This window comes from Rhizobium acaciae, from assembly GCF_025941625.1.
GTDB classification, from domain to species: Bacteria; Pseudomonadota; Alphaproteobacteria; order Rhizobiales; family Rhizobiaceae; genus Rhizobium; species Rhizobium acaciae.
Genome location: NZ_JAPCZO010000009.1, coordinates 23,799 through 42,557 on the forward strand (window position 1 = coordinate 23,799; position 18,759 = coordinate 42,557).

Sequence of the window (18,759 nt, forward strand, 5' to 3'; positions counted from 1 at the left end):
ATACGATTTAATATAGGGAGGAAAAATCATGCGTCTATCCGAAGCGGCAGCGCTTGCACTTGCCACCCGACTGCTCGAAGAGCATGGCGCACCGCGTGACCATGCGGCCCTGCAGGCTCGCGTCCTGGTGACGGCGGAGATGAAGGGGCACCCGTCGCATGGCCTGTACCGGCTTCCGCGGCTGGTCGAACGGATCGAGCGCGGGGTCATTGACCCGCAGACGAAAGGCACGCAGCGCTGGCGCGCGGATGCGGTGCTGGAGGTGGAGGGGGCGTCGGGATTTGGCCCCGTCGTCGCCATGGCCGCGATCGAGCGGCTCGCGCCTCACATTCCGGATCTTGGTATCGGCCTTGTCGCCGTGCGCAATGCCAACCATCTCGGCATGCTCGCGCATTATGTGGAGGCCATCGCCGCAATGGGTTTCGTCGGCATCGCGCTCTCGTCGAGCGAGGCGCTGGTCCATCCCTTCGGCGGTACCCGGGCCATGCTCGGCACCAATCCCATCGCCATCGCCGTGCCGACCGCCGAGGAACCGCTCGTGCTCGACCTGGCCACCAGCCTCGTGCCGATGGGCAGCATCCACCATCACGCGGCGACCGGCAGGCCCATTCCCGAGGGATGGGCGCGCGATGCGGCCGGTAACCCGACGACCGATCCGGGGCGTGCCAAGGCCGGCGCGATTGCGCCCTTCGGCGACGCGAAGGGCTACGGCCTCGGCATCGCCATGGAGCTGCTGGTGGCAGCTCTTGCCGGCTCGGCGCTCGCGCCGGATGTGCGCGGCACGCTCGACAGCCAGTCGCCATGCAACAAGGGCGACGTCTTCATCTTGATCGAGCCCAGTCTGGCGCCGGGACTGCCGGCGCGACTGTCGACCTATCTCGATGCCGTGCGCGGTTCACCACCCGCCAGCGCCGGCGAACCGGTTCTCGTCCCGGGCGACCGTGCCCGCCGGCGGCGAGCGGCGGCAAGCCGCAACGGGTTCGACATCGACCAGCGCCTGTGGGAAGACCTCAACGCGCTTTCGCGCCCCCGCATTATGGCCTTCGAGGGACAAAGATCATGAGCCTGTTTGCCGCCTTGAGGCTGCCGCGGGAAATTCTGTTCGGCGTCGGCCAGCGCCATGCGCTCGCGAGCGTCGCCAGCAGAACCGGCCGGCGCGCACTCGTCTGCACGGATGCGCGTTTTGCCGCAACACCCGTCTTCGCGGAAATGATCGCCGCGCTTGAAGCAGCCGGCATCGTCGTCCTGGTGCATGACCGCACGCTGCCGGACGTGCCGCAAGATACGGTCGCGGTTTGCGTTGAGGCCGCGCGCGGTTTTGAGCCCGATATGGTGATCGGCATCGGCGGTGGCAGCTGCCTCGACATGGCGAAATGCGCCTCGCTCCTGCTCGCTCATGGCGGCGCGCTCGCCGATTACTACGGTGAGTTCAAGGTGCCGGCGCCTGTCCTGCCGGTCATCGCCGTGCCGACGACGGCAGGCACGGGCTCCGAGGTGACGCCGGTCGCGGTTGTTTCCGATCCTGACCGTATCCTGAAGGTTGGCATTTCCAGCCCATACCTCATCGCCGCAGCGGCGATCTGCGACCCGGAACTGACCTTATCCTGCCCGCCTGGTCTCACCGCGATTGCCGGTGCGGATGCGTTGACGCATGCCATCGAAGCCTTCACGGCCATGCGCCGCCCCGGCGATCCTGAACTCGCGCAGCAGCATGTCTTCATCGGCAAGAGCGATCTCTCCGACCAGTTCGCGCTGCATGCCATCCGGCTCCTTAGCCGGAGCTTGGAAAAGGCCTTCGTCGACGGCTCCGACATCGATGCGCGCGCCGATGTGATGATGGGCGCGCTCGCAGCCGGCTGCGCCTTCGGAACGGCGGGCACCGCTGCGGCCCATGCCGTGCAATATCCGGTCGGTGCCTTGACCCATACGCCGCACGGCCTCGGGGTTGCGACCATGCTGCCCTATGTGATGACATTTAATCGCCGCGTCGCGAGTGCGGACATCGCCATTGTCGGTAGGGCGCTCGGCCTCGATCCCACCGGAGTGGAGGACGACGAAACGCTTGCCGATGCCGCGATCGGCGAGGTGAGCCGTCTCTTCGCCGCGATCGGCATCGCGCCGACGCTTGCCGGGCTCGGCCTGCCGGAAGACCGGATCGACTGGGCCGCAGAGCAGGCGCTCGGCATCGGCCGGCTGATCAAGAACAATCCACGCCCCTTCGATGCGGCCGCCATGCGCGGCCTGGTGCGCGCCGCCTATGACGGCGACCTGGCCGCTTCCGCCCTCTGACTTGGAAACCATCATGAACGTCAACCAGCATTCTTCGCATAAAGACTACGATCCCTTCGGGCTCAGCGCGTTCTCCCGCGGCCTCTATATTGGCGGCGCCTGGCGGCCTGCGGCGGGCGAGGGTCGGATCGAGGTGATCGACCCCTCGACCGAGGCGGTCATTGCCGCCGTGCCGGATGCGACCCTTGCGGATGCGGCAGCGGCCGTGGAGGCTGCCGCAAGCGCGGCGGAAAGCTGGCGCGAGACGCCGCCGAGAAGGCGTTCCGAGATCCTGCGCCGCTGCTTCGAACTTATGGTGGAGCGCTCCGAAACGCTTGCAAGGCTCATTTCGCTCGAGAACGGGAAGGCGTTGCGCGACGCGCGCGGCGAGGTGGCCTACGCGGCGGAGTTCTTTCGGTGGAACGCCGAGGAGGCGGTGCGCATCTCTGGTGAGTTCGGCATCGCCCCGGCCGGTGGAAACCGCATCGTCGTCGATTACCAGCCTATCGGCATCTGCGTTCTCATCACACCGTGGAATTTCCCGGCCGCGATGGCGACCCGCAAAATCGCGCCTGCCCTTGCCGCAGGCTGCACGGTCATCCTGAAGCCCGCGAGCGAGACGCCGCTGACGGCCTATGCGCTTGCGGCTCTCTACGAGGAGGCTGGCGTGCCGCCGGGCGTTGTGAACGTGATGACAACATCGACGCCGGGGCCTGTCATCGCCGCCATGCTGGCCGACCCGCGCGTGCGAAAACTCTCCTTCACAGGTTCGACGGGCGTCGGCCGCACGCTTCTGGCGGAAGCGGCGAAAAGTGTCATCTCCTGTTCCATGGAACTCGGCGGCAACGCGCCGTTCATCGTTTTCGACGACGCGGACATTGACGCGGCGATCGAGGGGCTGATGGTTGCGAAAATGCGCAATGCGGGTGAGGCCTGCACGGCGGCAAACCGCATTTATGTCCAGTCCGGTATCCACGATGCCTTCGCCGAAAAATTTACCCAACGCATGGCCGCCCTCAACGTCGGCCCGGGTGTGGATCCGGATACGGAATGCGGTCCGATGATCACGCGCAAGGCGGTGGAGAAGATCGAGCGCCTGGTTACGGACGCGATTTCGCGCGGCGCACGCGCCCTCTGCGGCGGACGAACATTGGCAGGCCGCGGCTTTTTTTATCCGCCGACGGTGCTTGTCGATGTTGCCCGGGCCTCCGACATGGGCTGCGAGGAGATTTTCGGTCCCGTCGCGCCGCTCTACCGTTTCGAGAGCGAGGCAGAGGTGATCGCTGCCGCCAACGATACGGAATATGGCCTCGCCGCCTACATCTATACCCGCGACATTGGCCGCGGCATGCGGGTCGCCTCCAAGGTCGAGGCCGGCATGATCGCCCTTAATCGTGGACTGGTCTCCGATCCCGCTGCCCCCTTTGGCGGTGTGAAACAGAGCGGCCTTGGACGTGAAGGAGGGCAGCATCACGGTATCGCGGAGTTCATGGAAGCCAAGTACATTGCGACAAGTTTCTGAGGGAGGAACCTGTGGCCGCCGATCCGTTCCGCATTCGTGACCATGTCGCAGACTTCGACGCGATCATTGGCGATATCCGAGCTCGCAGCCTTGCAACGCGGCGCACTGTCGCCATGGAGGCCAACATCGCCTACGGGGCTGGACCTGGCGAGACGCTCGATATCTTCCTGCCAAATAGTGCCGGCTCGGACATGCCGATCCACATGTTTATCCATGGCGGCTATTGGCGGATGTTTTCCAAGGAAGACTATTCCTGCGTCGCTGAAACGATCACCGGCGCCGGCGCGGTTGCAGCCATCGTCGATTATTCGTTGATGCCCATGGCGAGAATGGACGTCCTGGTTGGTCAGGTCCTGAAAGCCAAGGCTTTCCTGCTGGCGCATGCCGATCGTTTTGGCGCCACGTCAAAGCGGTTCTCTGTCAGCGGCCACTCCGCCGGTGCACATCTTGCAACCTTTCTCTTCCATCGCTCGCCAGCGCCTTCGGGCGTAGTTGCTGCTTTCCTGCTTGGCGGGCTATACGATCTCGAACCCTTGCAGACGTCTTTCCTGCGTGACGAGATCGCCTTGAGCGACGAGGAGGTGCGACGGTTTACGCCCATGCATTACGAGCACGATCCAGCAACGCGTGTCGCTATCATGACCGGCGAACTGGAAACTGATCCGTTCAAAATTCAGGCAAACGCGTTCAGGGACATTCTTGCCGCCCAAGGGCTTGAGGTGCGGGCATCGCAGGTCGCAGACGGCAATCACATGAGCACGGTACGCGATCTCGCCGTCGCTGGCACACCTGCGGCGGCAGCATTGCGCGACTTTATTGCCAATAATGCCGGTGAGGAACCGAAGCGACACACCTTCCCTTGACCGCCGGTTTTTCGTGATCGTGGCAATCGAAGTGTGATGTATCGGCCCCTATGGCCGGTACCAAGTCGTACCGATCCGCGTCGTCGAACGTCGCGAAAGGCCGACCGCGTCCTAAAAATCGGCCACTTTGCCCCAGGCGGATCCCCCGAAGCGGTCGGGGTGATAGGGCCTGGGGTCGACGATCGGCTCATCGCCCGTGACGATATCGGCGATCAGATGACCGGCGCCCGGCCCGATGCCGAAGCCGTGGCCGCTGAAGCCGGCAGCGAGGATGAAACCGGGCAAGGTGGCGATCTCGCCGATCCCCGGCACGCCGTCAGGTGTGCTGTCGATATAGCCTGCCCAGGCCGCGCTGATATCGGTTTTCTTCAAGGCGGGAAGGAGTTCGAGCGCCCGCGAGTGCGTGAGGGCAATGGTGGCCCCGTTTACCGCCGGGTCGAGGATGCGCATGCGCTCCATCGGTGTCGGCCTGTCGAGCCGCCAGCGTGCCAGAGGTTCATGCCCGGAGCGAAAACCTTCCAACCCGCCGGGTGCGAGACTGCGCCAGCGCCGGGCGAACATCGGCAGGAACTGCCGCGCGAAGCGGAGCTGCTGCGGCGTCGGGTCGACGCGGCCGCGGCCGCTGATCGCCAGCGTGTAGCCGCCATCGCGTCGTCGCGTCACCGACACGGCCGATGTATGCAATGCATCCGGCAGGCCGCTCGCGCCTGGGGATACGGAGAGGATCGAGGAGCGTATCGAGGCTTGCGGAAATCGAATGCCGAGCTGGCGGCAGAAGGAGGAGGCCCAGGCGCCGCCGGCGAGGACCGCGATTTTCGTGCGGATCGTGCCATGCTCGGTGACGACCCCCGAGAGCCTGCCGCCTTCGACGTCGAGGCCGCGAGCAGCACAGGACTGATGCACCGTGCCGCCGAGCTTCAGGATCGCACGCGCGACGGCCGGCGCAGCGCTCGCCGGATCGGCGGTGCCGTCGGTGGGCGAAAAGACCCCGCCTTTCCACGAGGTGCCGGTGGCATGCCCGCGTTCGGTTGCCTCGGCGCTGCTCAGCATATGCGTCGTGACGCCGACCGAGCGGGCGAAATCGCGCCAGCGCGCCCAACCGGACAGTTCCTGGTCGCTATTGCTGAGATAGAAGAGGCCGCAACGACGGAAGCCGGTGTCCTCACCGGTCTCAGTGGCGAAGCGCTCCCACAGATCGAGGCTCTTCGTCGACATCGGCAATTCGCGGGCGTCGCGGTTCTGCTGGCGGCACCAGCCCCAGTTGCGGCTCGATTGTTCGGCGCCGATCAGTCCCTTCTCGACGAGGGCCACCTTCAATCCGCGCCGAGTGAGATAATAGGCGGTGAAGACGCCGACGATGCCGCCGCCGATGACCACGACATCAGCAGTGGAAGGCAGTTCCGGCGTGGTGTCGACGCGGTTGAGCGGTGCGGGCATGGGAGAATCTCCGTTTTAACCGTAGTGTAGCGGATCCGACGCCACGGCTTTGCCGGAGATCGGTTGGTGGCAGCAGAAGATTCCGTGTTGGGAGGACGCCAGCAGCCGTTTGTGCTTCCGCCTGTCTCGCAACGCGATCGACAGGCCAGCATCCTGTGTTAAGGTTGGTGCCAGAAAGTAGCAGCATAATATGCTGTGTGATTGGCGATCTCGAGCAAGTGAGGGCGTGTGCGATGAAACTCGACCGGATCGACGTAAAAATTCTCTATGAACTGCAGAAGAACGGCCGCGTCACGAATGTGGAACTCGCCGAACTGGTCAATCTCTCGCCGAGCCCCTGCTTGATGCGGGTGAAGAAGCTGCAGTCGGAGGGCTATATCGAAGGTTATTCGGCTCAGATCAACGTCAGCAAACTTGGGCAGACGCTGACGGTGTTCACCGAGATCACCCTGAAAAACCACCGGCAGATCGACTTCGCCCGCTTCCTGGCGGCGATCGAGAAGGTCGACCAAGTGATCGAATGCCATCTGGTTTCGGGCGGCTACGATTATCTGCTGAAATTCGTCACCGCCGGGATCGACGAATACCAGACGATCATGGAGCGCCTCACCGATATGGACGTCGGCATCGACAAGTATTTCAGCTTCGTCGTGCTGAAATCGCCGATCATCAAAGCCCACATGCCGCTAACCACCTTGTTTCCGCATTAGCCGGCGAGAGGACCGCAGCCGGAGCCCCGCTCAAACGCAAGATTTCGGGGTTCCAGACCGACCTCACCCCGTTGCCTTCCCCCGATCTAATCTGTCCTCAGCAGATGCCGATTCTCTGTCGCAGGTTGTTCTCCCTATAACTATAAGTTCCATACTGGTTGGAAGGACTTGCGACAGAATTTCGGGCTTGCTTTCCAAAGCCATGTTCGCTGCCACTTGCAGATCTCGTGCCGTGGTGCCCAGGCTTTCAACGCGACCTGACCGGGTGCGCGCCGGGTCTGGCAAGCGTCTTGCTTTTGCTTCCGAGCATGGCAGCGCAATAGAATCGGCACTCAGTGGCGGCAATAGGTCCGCACCAGTTCCGGATCCTGCTGGAGCCCGTCGAGCCAGGCCGGATCGAGCGTTGGCACCGATGAGAAGAGCAGTTGCGAATAGGGGTGCTGCGGCGCCTTCACCGTCAAGGAGGTGATTTCCTCGACCTTCCTGCCTCCATACATCACGACGATCTCATCACAGATCGCCTCCACCACCGAGAGGTCGTGGCTGATGAAGATGTAGGAGAGGCCGAGTTCGCGCTGCAATTCCTTGAGCAGGTCGATGACTGCGGCTGCGACCACCGTGTCGAGCGCCGAGGTAATCTCGTCGCAGAGGATCAGCTTCGGATCGGCGGCGAGCGCCCGGGCGAAGTTGACGCGTTGCTTCTGCCCGCCCGAGAGTTCGCCCGGCCGACGATGGCGCAGGTTGCGAGGCAGGCGCACCATGTCGAGCAGCTGATCGATCCGGGCGTTTCGCGTCTTTCGATCCATGCCGTGGTAAAAGACCAGAGGCCTGGCAAGGATGTCTTCAACCGATTTTGCCGGATTGAGGGCGGTATCGGCATATTGGAAGACGATCTGCATCTCGCGCAACTGATCGCGCGAGCGCTCGCGCGCGCTGCGACGCAGTTCCGTGCCGTCGAAGACGATACTGCCGACCGCGGCGGGCAGGATGCCGGCGATGGTCCGGGCGAGCGTCGACTTGCCGCAACCGGACTCGCCGATGATGCCGAGATTGCGGCCTTTTTCCACCTTCAGGCTCACATGCTCGACCGCGCGAACGAGCGGCAGGCCGTCAGCCTGGCGCTGTCCATAGCCCGCGACGAGATCTTCGATCCTCAGCAGGGGGGCGGTCGCGGGTTCGGCGGGACCTGCTGCACCGCGCGGCTTCGGCTCGAAGGCTGCGAGCAGCTCCCTGGTATAGGGGTGTTTCGCATTGTTGAGGATCTCGTCGGTGGTGCCGGCTTCCTGGGTCTCCCCGCCTTTCAGGACCACGATGCGGTCGGCGATCTGCGCGACGACGGCAAGGTCGTGCGAGACATAAACGCCTGATATGCCGCCCTTCTTCATGACCGACTTGAAGGCGCGCAGCACTTCGATCTGGGTCGTCACGTCGAGCGCCGTCGTCGGCTCGTCGAAGATGACGAGGGTCGGGTCGCCGATCAGCGCCATGGCAGCGGCCAGACGCTGCAGCTGGCCGCCGGAAACCTGGTGCGGATACCGGCTGCCGATCGTCTCGGGTTCCGGCAGGGACAGCGCCCGGAAGAGCTCGATTGCCCGGGCACGCGCATCGTCCGGCGACATCAGCTGATGAATGCGCGTGACTTCGATCACCTGATCCATGATCGACGTGGCCGGGTTGAAGGCGGCAGCCGCCGATTGCGGGACATAGGCGACTTCGGTACCGCGCACCTTGGCGCGTTGCTTCTCGCTGAGCGTGACCATATCCTTGCCGCCGACCGAAACGCTGCCGCCGGAGATGCGACAGCCCGCACGGGTATGGCCCATGAGGGTGAGGGCGATGGTTGTCTTGCCCGAGCCGCTCTCGCCGATCAGCGCGACGATCTCGCCCTCGGCGACATCGAGACTGACACCCTTGATGATCTCGACGCGCCGGCCGGAATCGGTGGTGGCTTCGACCTTCAGGTCACGGATTTCGATGAAATTGCTCATGACACGCTCCGGTCGCGGATTTTCTGCGGCAGGTTGTCGATCAGCAGATTGACGCTGATCGTCAGGCTGGCGATGGCAAACGAGGGAAACATCACCGCCGGCGCACCAAACGGCAGGCCGCCGATATTCTCCCGCACCAACGCACCCCAATCGGCATAGGGCGGCTGGACGCCAAGGCCGAGGAAGGAAAGTCCGGAGAGCAGCAGAACGATGAAGACGAAGCGGATTCCGAGATCGGCAAGCACCGGCCCGACGATGTTGGGCAGGATTTCCGAGCGAATGAGATAGAGGGTGCTTTCGCCGCGGATGCGCGCGACGGTGATGAAATCCATCGCATTGATGTTGACGGCGAGCGCTCGGGCGAAACGGTAAGCACCTGGGATATAGATCACCGACAGCGTCATGATCAGCACCGGGACCGAGGAGCCGACGGCAGCGACGACCACCAGGCCGAACAGCTTGCTCGGGATGGAGTTGAGGGCATCGAGGAAGCGGCTGAGGATCGTGTCCAGCCAGCCGCCGGCAACCGCTGCGATCATGCCGAGCACGACGCCGCTGAAGCAGGCGATGGTGACCGCCGCCAGCGAGATACCGACCGTATAGCGTGCGCCCATCAGAATCCGCGAGAGCATGTCGCGACCGAGATAATCGGAGCCGAACCAGAGTTCCCGGCTCATCGGGCCGAAATAGTCGAGATCGACGATCTCGCCGACCGGGTAGGGGATGATCCATGGCGCAAAGATCGCGACGAGCGCCCATAAGAGGATCACAGTGAAGCCGATCGCGCCGACGATGTTGAAGCGATAGCCAAACCGGGTTCCGGACAGCCGGCCGGAGGTGGTTTCGGAACTGGTCATGGTCATCGGAGCCTCGGATTGGAAAGGATGGCGATGATATCGGCGATGGTGATCAGGAGCAGATAGCCCAGGCAGAAGATCATCGCGCAGCTCTGGATCAGCGGCAGGTCGCGGGTGGCGACGGCATCCAGCATCAGCTTGGCGATACCCGGATAGTTGAAAATGGTCTCGACGATGATGACGCCTCCGAGCAGATAGGACAGCGAAAGCGCAACGGCATTGACGATCGGACCGAGCGCATTGGGCAGCGCATGGCGAAAGACGATGCGCGGCCGGGAGGCGCCCTTGAGCAATGCCATCTCGACATAGGGTGTGTTGAGCGTCTCGATGACAGCCGCGCGCGTCATGCGGATCATTTGGGCCGATACGACGAAGGTGAGGGTGATCACCGGCATGGCATAGACGCGCAACAGGTCGGTCAGACTGTGGACTTCATTGGCGAAAGACAGCGCCGGCAGCCATTTCAGATAGACGGCGAAGATGAGCGCCGCGGAGGTCGCGACCATGAACTCCGGCACGGAGATGACGCCGATGGTGATCACGGTGACGATCCGGTCGTAAAGGGTGCCGCGCAGCATCGCCGCAGTGATCCCGAGCGTCAGCGCAATCGGCACGGAGAAAAGCGCGGTGACACCGGCGAGTTTCAGCGTATTGACGAAGCGGCCGGCAATGAGAGCGGCGACCGGCATTTCGTTGGCATAGGACGTGCCGAGGTCGCCCTGCAGCAGTCCGACGATCCACCGCAGGAAACGAAAGAGCGCCGGTTCGTCGAGATGCATGGCCTTGCGCAGGCCTTCGACGGCTTCCGGCGTGGCGGCTTGGCCGAGCAGGATCGTCGCCGTATCTCCAGGCAACAGCGTTGTCGCGAAGAAGACGGCGAAGGAGACGATCACCAGGGTGATCACCGCGACGAACAATCTGCTCATTACAAGGGATAAGACCTGGCGGTTCACGGGCGTCTTCCCTTTGCGTTCGAGTTAAGTTCCATCAATGCAGATGGAGGAACTGGGGCGCGGCTGCAGCCCCAGTCTCCTTTGCTGTATCAGGCTTCAAGCCAGACATATTCCGCGAAAGCGTATCCCATCTGGCCGCCGAGCGGGTTGGCTTCCAGGCCCTTGAGCTTGGCGGTCGTGGCATCGACGTTGGAAATATAGGCCGGAATGATGGTGCCGGCTTCCTGGGCGACCATGACCTGCATTTCGTTGTAGATCGCCTTGCGCTTCTCTTGATCGAGAGAGCCGCGCGCCTCGATCAGCATCTTGTCGAACTTCTCCGACTTGTATTGGCTTTCGTTCCACGGAGCGTCCGAGGTGTAGAGCAGGGAGAAGAGGATATCGGGGGTCGGCCGCGGGTTGATATTGCCGAAGTGGATCGGCGCCTTGAGCCAGTAATTGTCCCAGTAACCGTCGGAAGGCACCCGCTGCACGTCGAGCTTCATGCCGATTTCGGCGCCGGAGGCCTGGATGATCATGGCCATGTCGATCGAGGAGGCGGCCGCATCGGAGGCGATGATCGGGATGGATTGGCCAAGCACGCCGGCCTTATCGAAATGGAACTTCGCCTTGTCGGGATCGAAGGCCCGCGCTTTCAACTCTGCGTCACGATAGAAGTTCGCCGGCGAAACGGGTTGATCGTTGCCGACCTCGCCGAGACCGCGCAGCGCCGATTTGACGATCTGTTCGCGGTTGACGAGATACTTCATGCCCTCGATGAAGTCCCGCTTGTTGCCGGGCTCCATGTCCAGTCGCATGTTGAGGTTGGTGTAGTTGCCGGAGGTGGTCTTCGACAAGGTGAAGCCGTCTCCCTGGGTCTCGACAAGGCGCATCGAGCGCGGATTGATCGAGGCCGCGAGGTGGATATCGCCCGCAAGCAGCGCGTTGACGCGGGCATTGTCGTCGCTGATCGCGAAATATTCGAAGGAATCGACGTTCGGGCCGGATTTCCAATAGTTCTTGTTCTTGATCCCGACCGATCGAACGCCCGGCTCGAAGACTTCCTTGACGAAAGCGCCGGTGCCGTTGGCCTTGGTGAAATCGGTCGTGCCGTCGGCGACGATCATGAAATGATGCATCGACAGAATGGTCGGCAGGTCGGCATTCGGGCTGGCGAGCGTGATCTCGACGGTTTGTTTGTCGACCGCCTTGAAGCCGGTCATCTGGGCAGCGATCTTGGCGACCTTCGAGCCGACGGCCGGGTCGAGATGGCGCTTCAGCGAGAAAACCACGTCATCGGCGGTCAACGGCTTGCCGTCGTGGAAAGTAACGCCGTTCTTCAGCTTGACCGTCCAGGTCTTCGCATCCTTGGATTCGATCGCTTCGGCTAGCTCCATATGCGGCGTGCCTGATTTGTCGAGGAAGGTCAGGCGATTATAGAAGGAGCAGCACCGGACATAGTCGGTGGAGAGCGACGCCTTGGCGGGGTCGAGCGTATCGGCTGTAGAGGACGACCAGCCGGCTGCCTTGAGCGAGCCGCCGGAAACGGGCGTAGCGGCGAGCGCCTTGCCGGCGCGGCCAAGCACGAGCCCGCCAGCTGATATGGCCACGCCGCCCGCAAGCATCATATGCAGCAACTCGCGACGAGTGGCGCCACGACGAATGGCGCTTTCGACCATGGCGTCGTCGGAGCTGGTCCAATTGGTGATCTTGTCGTTCATCTCATTCCCCTTTTCTTGTGTGGCGGGCTGCCCGTTGCGGGCAGGCCCGATCTGCTTTCAAAGTCAGGCGCGCGCAGCGGCCACGGCATCGGCAAGGCCGGCCATGGAGGTGAAATGGTAATCGGGTTTGGTGAACTCGGCCGGTTCGATCGTACCGCCGTAACCCTTCACGGCATGGCGCCGCTCGATCCAGCAATTGGTCAGCCCTAGGTTCCTGGATATCCCGATATCGTGGTACTGGCTCTGGGCGACATGCAGGATGTCGTCCTTCGAATGTCCTTGCGAGACGACGTAGTCGAATACCTTCTCGAAGAATGCGGGATCGGGTTTCTCGGTCCCCGTATCATCCGCGGTGAAGGCGGCATAAAAGGGATTGCCGAGTTCCTTCTCGAAGAAATCGAATGCCCAGCGGCGGGCGTTGGTCATCGCCACGAGGCGGTAATCCTTCGCAAGACTTGCCAGTGCCGCAGCGCTGTCTGCAAAACCCTTCCAGCTCTTCGCCGAGTCCCGCAGGCGTTCGCCGTATTTTTGGTCAGTGGGCAGGCCGAGCTTCGGCGCGATCGCGAGATAGACTCGAACGAGGTCGTCGGGAAAGAGGTCGGCATCCTCGGCGTAACGGGCTGCCCGGTAGAGGCTAAGAGCCTGCTCGCCGTCGACCGTGCGTCCCGCCTCGGCCGCGATCTCGGCGAAGCAGGTCTTGAGGCCGCCTTCGAAGTCGATAAGCGTGCCGACGACGTCGAAGGTCATGTATTTGAATTCCGAAAGGCTCTTGCTCACGCGAATTCCCCAGTGTTCGGCTCCGATGGGAGCTCGGCTTCTCGAAGAAGAAAATTCTGTTCCGCTGGCGGGGTCATTGTCCCGCTCTTGTATGGGAAGGCCCGCATCTGCCGGGATCCAGGCCTTTCATTGACTTCAGTTTGTCACCTGCACTGCGCCGGATTCGCCGAATAGGCGTCGCGACGCGGCACAAAATACCGAATCTGGCCGTTTCCCGATATTCTCAGGCCTGCAGCGCCCGACGCACATCCGGGTCCTCCAGCGTCTCATCCAACGTGATGCGGGTGCGTTCGACGATCGCGTCTATCTCCGTTTCGGTGCAGCAGAGCGGCGGAGCATAGCCGAGCACACCATTGCCGAACGCGCGGATGACGAGGCCGTTCTCCCAGGCGCGATCGAAGATGCGGCGGGCGGGTTCGGCGGATGCCGGCAACGGCGTTTTGTTCACCTTGTCAACCACGAGCTCGACGGCGGCGAGCATGCCGCGACCGCGGACATCGCCGACGAGCGGATGATCCCTCAGCGATTCCAGGCCCTGCATCAGGCGCGCACCGGCCCTGACGCCGTTTTCGAGAAGGCCGTTTTCGTAAAGCTTCAGGACTTCGAGGCCGACCGCGGCGCTGACGGGATGGGCCGAATAGGTGTAGCCATGGCCGACGGCGGCGGCACCGGCGCCCTCGGCAATCGTTTCATAGACGTGATCGGCCATGAAGACCGCGCCCATGGGGACATAGCCGGAGGTGAGGCCCTTGGCGGTGGTCATGAAATCGGGCACGACTTCATCCTCGCTACAGGCAAAAAGCGGGCCGGTGCGGCCAAAACCGGTGATCACCTCGTCCGCGACGAAAAGGATGTCGTGCGCGCGGCAGAATTCGCGCATGGCTTTCATCCAGCCTTTCGGCGGCACCAGAACGCCGCCCGAGCCCTGGATCGGCTCGACGTAGAAAGCGGCAACGCGTTCCGGCCCGATCGCCTCGACCTTGCTTTTCAGCGCCGCAAGCGAGGCTTCGATGATCGCCTGCGGATTGTCGCCCACCGGGTTGCGATAGGCGTAGTGAGACGGAATCTTATGCTGCCAGTCGAACGGAACGCCGAAGCCGGCATGGAAGGCGGGCAGCGCGGTCAGGCCCGCGCCGACCGTCGAGGAGCCGTGATAGCCCTGTTCGACCGAGATGAACTGATCACGCTCAGGCTGCCCTCGGGCATTCCAGTAGTAGCGGATGAAGCGGATCGTGCTGTCCACCGCATCGGAGCCGCCGAGCGTGAAATAGACGTGGTTGAGATCGCCCGGTGCGCGGTCGGCGAGTTCGCCTGCAAGCCGGATCGCGGGCTCGGAGCCGAGGCCGAAATAGGCCGTCGCATAGGGAAGCTCGCGCATCTGCCGGGCCGCCGCCTCGACGATGCTTTCGTGACCGTAACCGGCATTGACGCACCAGAGGCCGGCGAAGCCGTCGATCAGCTGCTTGCCGGAGGTGTCGGTGACCGTCGCGCCCTTGGCCGAGGCCAGCACGCGCACGCCAAGCTTTTCATGGCCGCGATAGGAGGCGACCGGATGAATGAGGTGGGCGCGATCGAGTTCGATGAGGGAATTGCTGTACATGGAGATCTCCGGATCAGCCGAGTGCCTGGCTGGCGAGGGCAAAGGTGGTGGCGGTCGGGTCGGCAGTCTGGCGAACCAACGGCTTTTTCATGCTGATTCCGCCGCCGACATGGGCGAGCCCCTGTTCGGCGAGCCATGGGGAAAGCCCGGTCTCATCAGTGGTGTCGACCCTGAGGAACCGTCCGGGCCGTCTGGCGATGAAATGTTCGATGAGTTTCCTGGCCTGCCCAAGGTCGGCGGCCACCACGGGTCCGATCACTTCGCCGCGGCCGAAGGGGCGCAGGCAAGCGAACCCGGAAACGTGGCCGTCGCGGCGAATGACGGCGAATGCGCCGATCCCGGCGGCGAAATAGGAGAGCAGCCCTTCGCGATCGGCGCCGAAGGCACGGCGATCGAGTGCCGCGATATCAGGGAGGTCGGCGTCGGTAGCGGCTTCAGTTTCCGCCGGCGCGGCCATTTCTCCGGCAAGGCCCTGATGCTGCAGCACGGTTCCCGTCTCGTGGAAACCAAGTTTCTGGTAGAGCGGCAGGCCTGCCGTCGTCGCCACCAGCCTCAGCGGCCGGTCTCCGGCGGTCAGCAATGCGGCGTCCATTAGCTTGCGGCCGAGGCCGCGGCCGCGCATCGACTCGTCGACGATGACCATGTTGATGGTCGCACAATCTCTCTTGTAAGGCGTGACGAGTACGGTGCCGACGACCTTGCCGTCCTCGACCGCGACCATCCCGTCGCTCAAGGCGTGCGCCAGCTGCCAGTCTTCCGTCCGATGCGGCCAGCCCGCCTGTCTTGACAGCGCGACGGCGGCTTCCAGATGGTCGGGGCCGAACGGGACGATTTCGATCTGACTTGCTTGCATGGGGGCGTCCTTCATGTCGTGCCCACCAGTCTGCCGAAGCGCCGGCGGGCAGATCGTCTGAAGGCCATGGTTCAGGCAGTATCTTATGGCTTTGCTGTCATCGGCCGCCGCATCTTATGCTAGAACCGATCGATATCCATCGGATCCAGGCCCTGTCAGTGCATCATCGCCAGCGCTGCCGTAAAGAAATCTTCGCCTCCGAAGTTTCCTGATTTCAACGCCAGAAGCATATCGCCCTGGGCATTGCCGACCGTGCGCAGCACCGGCACGCCCGGCGCAATCTCCGGGCCGATCAGAAATGCCGGAATGGCGAGCCTGTCGACGGCAGCGCCCGAGGTTTCGCCGCCGGCGATCACAAGGCGCCGCACGCCTCTTTCCACCAGTTCGGCGGCGATGATCGACGTCGCGGTCTCGATCGCGTGGCCGGAGGCCTCGCGTCCGTAGAGCGATTGCAGCCGGGATACGGTTTCAGGCGCGGCACTCGCGGCGATGACGACGGGGCCGGCGGCGATGCGCTCTCCTGCCCAGGAAATCGCCGCGGTGATCTCATCTGCACCGGCAAGCAGCCGCTCCGGGTCGAGCCGCAGGACGGGCATCGACCGCTCGGCGATGTCGAGCTGGCGCAGCGTCGCCTTCGAACAACTGCCTGCAACGATCGCGGAGAGCCCGCCCACGGGGCGAATGGCGTCCGCCGTTGTCGCGCCGCCGGAGGATATCCGGCCGGAGCGGACGAGCGCACGGGCAAGGCCGAGGCCGAGGCCGGACGCACCTGTGGATACCGGTGTTTCGAGAGCGACCTCGCCGAGCGTTTCAAGATCGCGTTCGAAAATCGCATCGGCGATCACAGCGGTGACGCCTGCGGTGCGAAAGGCATCGAGCCTCATTTTGACGGCGCCGGGTCCGGCCGCGATGGTTGTGAGATCGATCAGTCCGACGGCATTGCGCGATTGGCGGGTCAGAACCCGCACGAGATTGGCGTCATGCATCGGATTGAGGGGGTGGTCTTTGAGCGGGCTTTCGTTCAAAGGCTGTCCACCAACGAAGAGATGGCCAAGATAGACGGTGCGTCCCGTTTCCGGAAAGGCGGGCGTCACCAGCACGACGCCGCCACCGGCAGCATCGCTCAGGGCCTCGGTGACCGGACCGATATTGCCGGCATCGGTGGAATCGAAGGTCGAGCAGATCTTGTAGAGCACATGGCCGGCACCCCGCTGGCGCAGCCATCGCTCGGCGCTCGCCGCCGCCGCCACGGCGTCCGAGGCCGGGACGGAGCGGATCTTCAGGGAAACGACGACGGCGTCGACATCCGGTAGTGCCAGCGACGGGTCGGGGATGCCGACCGTCTGCACCGTGCGCAGACCGTTCTTCGTCAGGGTGTTGGCGAGGTCGGAGGCGCCCGTATAGTCGTCCGCGATTGATCCGAGGAAAATAGCCATCGTCTAGCTCCGTACAAAGGGTTTGAACCAGCCAAGACCGTCCAGTGTGTGGCCGCGCGGGACGTATTCGCAGCCGACGAAACCGTCGTAACCAAGGCGGTCGATTTCGCCGAACAGGTAGGGATAGTTCAATTCCTCCCCATCCGGCTCATTGCGTGACGGCACGCTGGCGATCTGGATATGGCCGGCAATCGGCAGCAGGCGTCGCAACGCCATAGTGACGTCGCCATGGATGATCTGACGGTGATAGATGTCGAACTGCAGCTTCAGGTTCGCCAGACCGCATTCGGCAATCAGCCGCTCGGCGGCGCCAAAGTCGTTGAGGAAATATCCAGGCATGTTTCTGCCATTGATCGGCTCGAGCAGCAGATCGATGCCCTTTTCCGCAAGCCGCCCGGCAGCATAGGTGACGGAGCGCCGATAACAGGAGGAGGCGTCTTGGTCATGACGGTCGGCGATGCCTGCCATCAGGTGCAACCGTCTGACGCCCGTTGCCGCCGCATAGTCCAGTGCCCTCTCGACATCGGCCTTCAGCGCATCGAACCGTCCGGGAAGGGCGGCGATGCCACGCTCGCCTGCTGTCCAGTCGCCCGGCGGCAGGTTGAACAAGGCCTGCTGCAGATTGTTGCGGGCAAGTCGTTCGGCGATCGCCTCCGGCGCCGCCTCATAGGGAAAGAGGTATTCGACGGCGGCAAAGCCGGCATCGGCTGCGGCGTCGAAGCGGTCGAGGAAGGCCCATTCGTTGAACATCATCGTCAGGTTGGCGGCGAAAACCGGCATGTCTAGCGTTCCTTCTACAGGCTCTGCGGCTCTTTGGTGGAGCTGGGCAATTCAGCGCCGGAAAGCCTGGCATAGAGTCGCGCCAGCGAGGAATCGTCATCACGGCCCATGCCGGCCCCGGAGGCGGCCAGATACATCTGCAAGGCCGCTGCCGCGAGCGGCACCGGGTAGCGCTCGGAACGGGCCATGTCTTGGACGATACCGAGATCCTTGACGAAAATCTCGATGCTGCTGAGCGGAGTATAGTCTCCGGCCAGCACATGCGGCACGCGGTTTTCGAACATCCAGGAATTGCCGGCCGAAGCCGTGATCACCTCATAGACCTTGTCGAGGTCGAGGCCCTGCTTGGCGGCAAAGGTTATGGCCTCACAGGCAGCCGCGATATGCACGCCCGCGAGAAGCTGGTTGATCATCTTGAAGGCAGCACCTTTTCCGGCCTCGTCACCGAGTTCGTAGACCTTGGCGGCCATGGCGTCGAGACCCGGGCGCGCCGTATCGAAGGCCTGTCTGGAGCCGGATGCCATGATCGTCAGTTCGCCACGCGCCGCCTTGGCCGCGCCGCCCGAAATCGGCGCGTCGAGATAATGCAGGCCGAGAGCCTCCACCCGCCCGGCGAGAACGCGTGCTACGGCGGGATCCATGGTGGCCGACGAGATGAAGACAGCACCGGGCTTCATCGCACGCGCGACGCCTTCATGCCCGAACAGCACGGCCTCGGTCTGCGCGCCGTTGACGACCACGGAGACGACGATGTCTGCGTCCTTTGCCGCAGCGGCAGGGGTCGCCGCGCCACGTCCGCCATCGGCGACGAAGCGGTCCACCGCCGCCGGCGTGATGTCATATCCAACGACGTCGAGACCGGCGCGCTTCATCGACCGGGCCATCCCAAGCCCCATCGAACCAAGACCGATGACGGCTGCGACGACGACCGAGCCCGAGTTTTCAGCAAGCGGTGGCATGAGGAGGTTCTCCAGTCTTGTGAGGAAGGTCTGCGCCCCTCCGGGTGCCATTTTGA

Annotated in this window: 16 protein-coding genes; 5 read left to right on the forward strand and 11 right to left on the reverse strand. The window is 63.4% G+C overall.

Going from position 1 to position 18,759, the window contains the following annotated elements; genetic code table 11:
* The first annotated feature begins 28 nt into the window (after window positions 1-28).
* The 4 genes from OLZ32_RS15715 to OLZ32_RS15730 are packed head-to-tail and all read left to right on the forward strand — an operon-like array spanning window position 29 to window position 4,653.
* The gene (locus OLZ32_RS15715) at window positions 29-1,063 is read left to right on the forward strand and encodes an Ldh family oxidoreductase (RefSeq protein ID WP_264397169.1); all 1,035 of its coding nucleotides are present in this window, start codon (window positions 29-31) and stop codon (window positions 1,061-1,063) included.
* The gene (locus OLZ32_RS15720) at window positions 1,060-2,289 is read left to right on the forward strand and encodes an iron-containing alcohol dehydrogenase (RefSeq protein WP_264397170.1); all 1,230 of its coding nucleotides are present in this window, start codon (window positions 1,060-1,062) and stop codon (window positions 2,287-2,289) included. The genes OLZ32_RS15715 and OLZ32_RS15720 overlap by 4 nt, the downstream gene beginning before the upstream one ends.
* A gap of 13 nt (window positions 2,290-2,302) precedes the next feature.
* The gene (locus tag OLZ32_RS15725) at window positions 2,303-3,790 is read left to right on the forward strand and encodes an NAD-dependent succinate-semialdehyde dehydrogenase (RefSeq protein WP_264397171.1); all 1,488 of its coding nucleotides are present in this window, start codon (window positions 2,303-2,305) and stop codon (window positions 3,788-3,790) included.
* An 11-nt stretch (window positions 3,791-3,801) separates the two neighbouring features.
* Window positions 3,802-4,653: an alpha/beta hydrolase gene (locus OLZ32_RS15730; protein ID WP_264397172.1), complete on the forward strand. Its 852-nt coding sequence runs from the start codon at window positions 3,802-3,804 to the stop codon at window positions 4,651-4,653.
* Between the two features lie 111 nt (window positions 4,654-4,764).
* Here the strand turns inward: OLZ32_RS15730 and OLZ32_RS15735 are convergent, their stop codons facing one another.
* Window positions 4,765-6,090: an NAD(P)/FAD-dependent oxidoreductase gene (locus tag OLZ32_RS15735; RefSeq protein ID WP_264421767.1), complete on the reverse strand. Its 1,326-nt coding sequence runs from the start codon at window positions 6,088-6,090 to the stop codon at window positions 4,765-4,767.
* A 233-nt stretch (window positions 6,091-6,323) separates the two neighbouring features.
* Here OLZ32_RS15735 and OLZ32_RS15740 point away from each other — a divergent pair, with 233 nt between their 5' ends.
* Window positions 6,324-6,800: an Lrp/AsnC family transcriptional regulator gene (locus OLZ32_RS15740; RefSeq protein ID WP_003549758.1), complete on the forward strand. Its 477-nt coding sequence runs from the start codon at window positions 6,324-6,326 to the stop codon at window positions 6,798-6,800.
* A 332-nt stretch (window positions 6,801-7,132) separates the two neighbouring features.
* Here the strand turns inward: OLZ32_RS15740 and OLZ32_RS15745 are convergent, their stop codons facing one another.
* The 10 genes from OLZ32_RS15745 to ltnD form a co-directional block, all read right to left on the reverse strand.
* Complete coding sequence (locus OLZ32_RS15745) at window positions 7,133-8,788, reverse strand: ABC transporter ATP-binding protein (RefSeq protein ID WP_264397174.1); 1,656 nt, start codon at window positions 8,786-8,788, stop codon at window positions 7,133-7,135.
* Window positions 8,785-9,651 carry an ABC transporter permease gene (locus tag OLZ32_RS15750; protein ID WP_264397175.1) on the reverse strand — a complete coding sequence of 289 codons (867 nt, stop codon included), beginning with the start codon at window positions 9,649-9,651 and terminating at the stop codon, window positions 8,785-8,787. The genes OLZ32_RS15745 and OLZ32_RS15750 overlap by 4 nt, the downstream gene beginning before the upstream one ends.
* Complete coding sequence (locus tag OLZ32_RS15755; RefSeq protein WP_264397176.1) at window positions 9,648-10,598, reverse strand: ABC transporter permease; 951 nt, start codon at window positions 10,596-10,598, stop codon at window positions 9,648-9,650. Before OLZ32_RS15755 ends, OLZ32_RS15750 begins: the two co-directional genes overlap by 4 nt.
* Window positions 10,599-10,687: 89 nt before the next feature.
* On the reverse strand, window positions 10,688-12,298 hold the full coding sequence (locus OLZ32_RS15760) for an ABC transporter substrate-binding protein (protein WP_264397177.1): 1,611 nt from the start codon (window positions 12,296-12,298) through the stop codon (window positions 10,688-10,690).
* Window positions 12,299-12,361: 63 nt separating this feature from the next.
* Window positions 12,362-13,075, reverse strand: coding sequence for an HAD-IA family hydrolase (locus tag OLZ32_RS15765; RefSeq protein WP_264421769.1), 714 nt, complete (start codon window positions 13,073-13,075; stop codon window positions 12,362-12,364).
* A 223-nt stretch (window positions 13,076-13,298) separates the two neighbouring features.
* Window positions 13,299-14,675: an aspartate aminotransferase family protein gene (locus OLZ32_RS15770; RefSeq protein ID WP_264397179.1), complete on the reverse strand. Its 1,377-nt coding sequence runs from the start codon at window positions 14,673-14,675 to the stop codon at window positions 13,299-13,301.
* A gap of 13 nt (window positions 14,676-14,688) precedes the next feature.
* Window positions 14,689-15,528: a GNAT family N-acetyltransferase gene (locus tag OLZ32_RS15775; protein WP_264397180.1), complete on the reverse strand. Its 840-nt coding sequence runs from the start codon at window positions 15,526-15,528 to the stop codon at window positions 14,689-14,691.
* Between the two features lie 155 nt (window positions 15,529-15,683).
* Window positions 15,684-16,964: a 3-oxo-tetronate kinase gene (gene otnK, locus OLZ32_RS15780; protein ID WP_264397181.1), complete on the reverse strand. Its 1,281-nt coding sequence runs from the start codon at window positions 16,962-16,964 to the stop codon at window positions 15,684-15,686.
* Between the two features lie 3 nt (window positions 16,965-16,967).
* Window positions 16,968-17,744 carry a 2-oxo-tetronate isomerase gene (gene otnI / locus OLZ32_RS15785; RefSeq protein WP_264397182.1) on the reverse strand — a complete coding sequence of 259 codons (777 nt, stop codon included), beginning with the start codon at window positions 17,742-17,744 and terminating at the stop codon, window positions 16,968-16,970.
* Window positions 17,745-17,758: 14 nt separating this feature from the next.
* Window positions 17,759-18,703 carry an L-threonate dehydrogenase gene (gene ltnD / locus OLZ32_RS15790; protein WP_264397183.1) on the reverse strand — a complete coding sequence of 315 codons (945 nt, stop codon included), beginning with the start codon at window positions 18,701-18,703 and terminating at the stop codon, window positions 17,759-17,761.
* Window positions 18,704-18,759: the final 56 nt, after the last annotated feature.

Coding starts and splice junctions, on each gene's coding strand:
- OLZ32_RS15715 (WP_264397169.1), top strand. CDS start 29: ATGCGTCTATCCGAAGCGGCAGCGCTTGCACTTGCCACCCGACTGCTC.
- OLZ32_RS15720 (WP_264397170.1), top strand. CDS start 1,060: ATGAGCCTGTTTGCCGCCTTGAGGCTGCCGCGGGAAATTCTGTTCGGC.
- OLZ32_RS15725 (WP_264397171.1), top strand. CDS start 2,303: ATGAACGTCAACCAGCATTCTTCGCATAAAGACTACGATCCCTTCGGG.
- OLZ32_RS15735 (WP_264421767.1), bottom strand. CDS start 6,090: ATGCCCGCACCGCTCAACCGCGTCGACACCACGCCGGAACTGCCTTCC.
- OLZ32_RS15740 (WP_003549758.1), top strand. CDS start 6,324: ATGAAACTCGACCGGATCGACGTAAAAATTCTCTATGAACTGCAGAAG.
- OLZ32_RS15745 (WP_264397174.1), bottom strand. CDS start 8,788: ATGAGCAATTTCATCGAAATCCGTGACCTGAAGGTCGAAGCCACCACC.
- OLZ32_RS15750 (WP_264397175.1), bottom strand. CDS start 9,651: ATGACCATGACCAGTTCCGAAACCACCTCCGGCCGGCTGTCCGGAACC.
- OLZ32_RS15760 (WP_264397177.1), bottom strand. CDS start 12,298: ATGAACGACAAGATCACCAATTGGACCAGCTCCGACGACGCCATGGTC.
- OLZ32_RS15770 (WP_264397179.1), bottom strand. CDS start 14,675: ATGTACAGCAATTCCCTCATCGAACTCGATCGCGCCCACCTCATTCAT.
- OLZ32_RS15775 (WP_264397180.1), bottom strand. CDS start 15,528: ATGCAAGCAAGTCAGATCGAAATCGTCCCGTTCGGCCCCGACCATCTG.
- otnK (WP_264397181.1), bottom strand. CDS start 16,964: ATGGCTATTTTCCTCGGATCAATCGCGGACGACTATACGGGCGCCTCC.
- otnI (WP_264397182.1), bottom strand. CDS start 17,744: ATGCCGGTTTTCGCCGCCAACCTGACGATGATGTTCAACGAATGGGCC.
- ltnD (WP_264397183.1), bottom strand. CDS start 18,703: ATGCCACCGCTTGCTGAAAACTCGGGCTCGGTCGTCGTCGCAGCCGTC.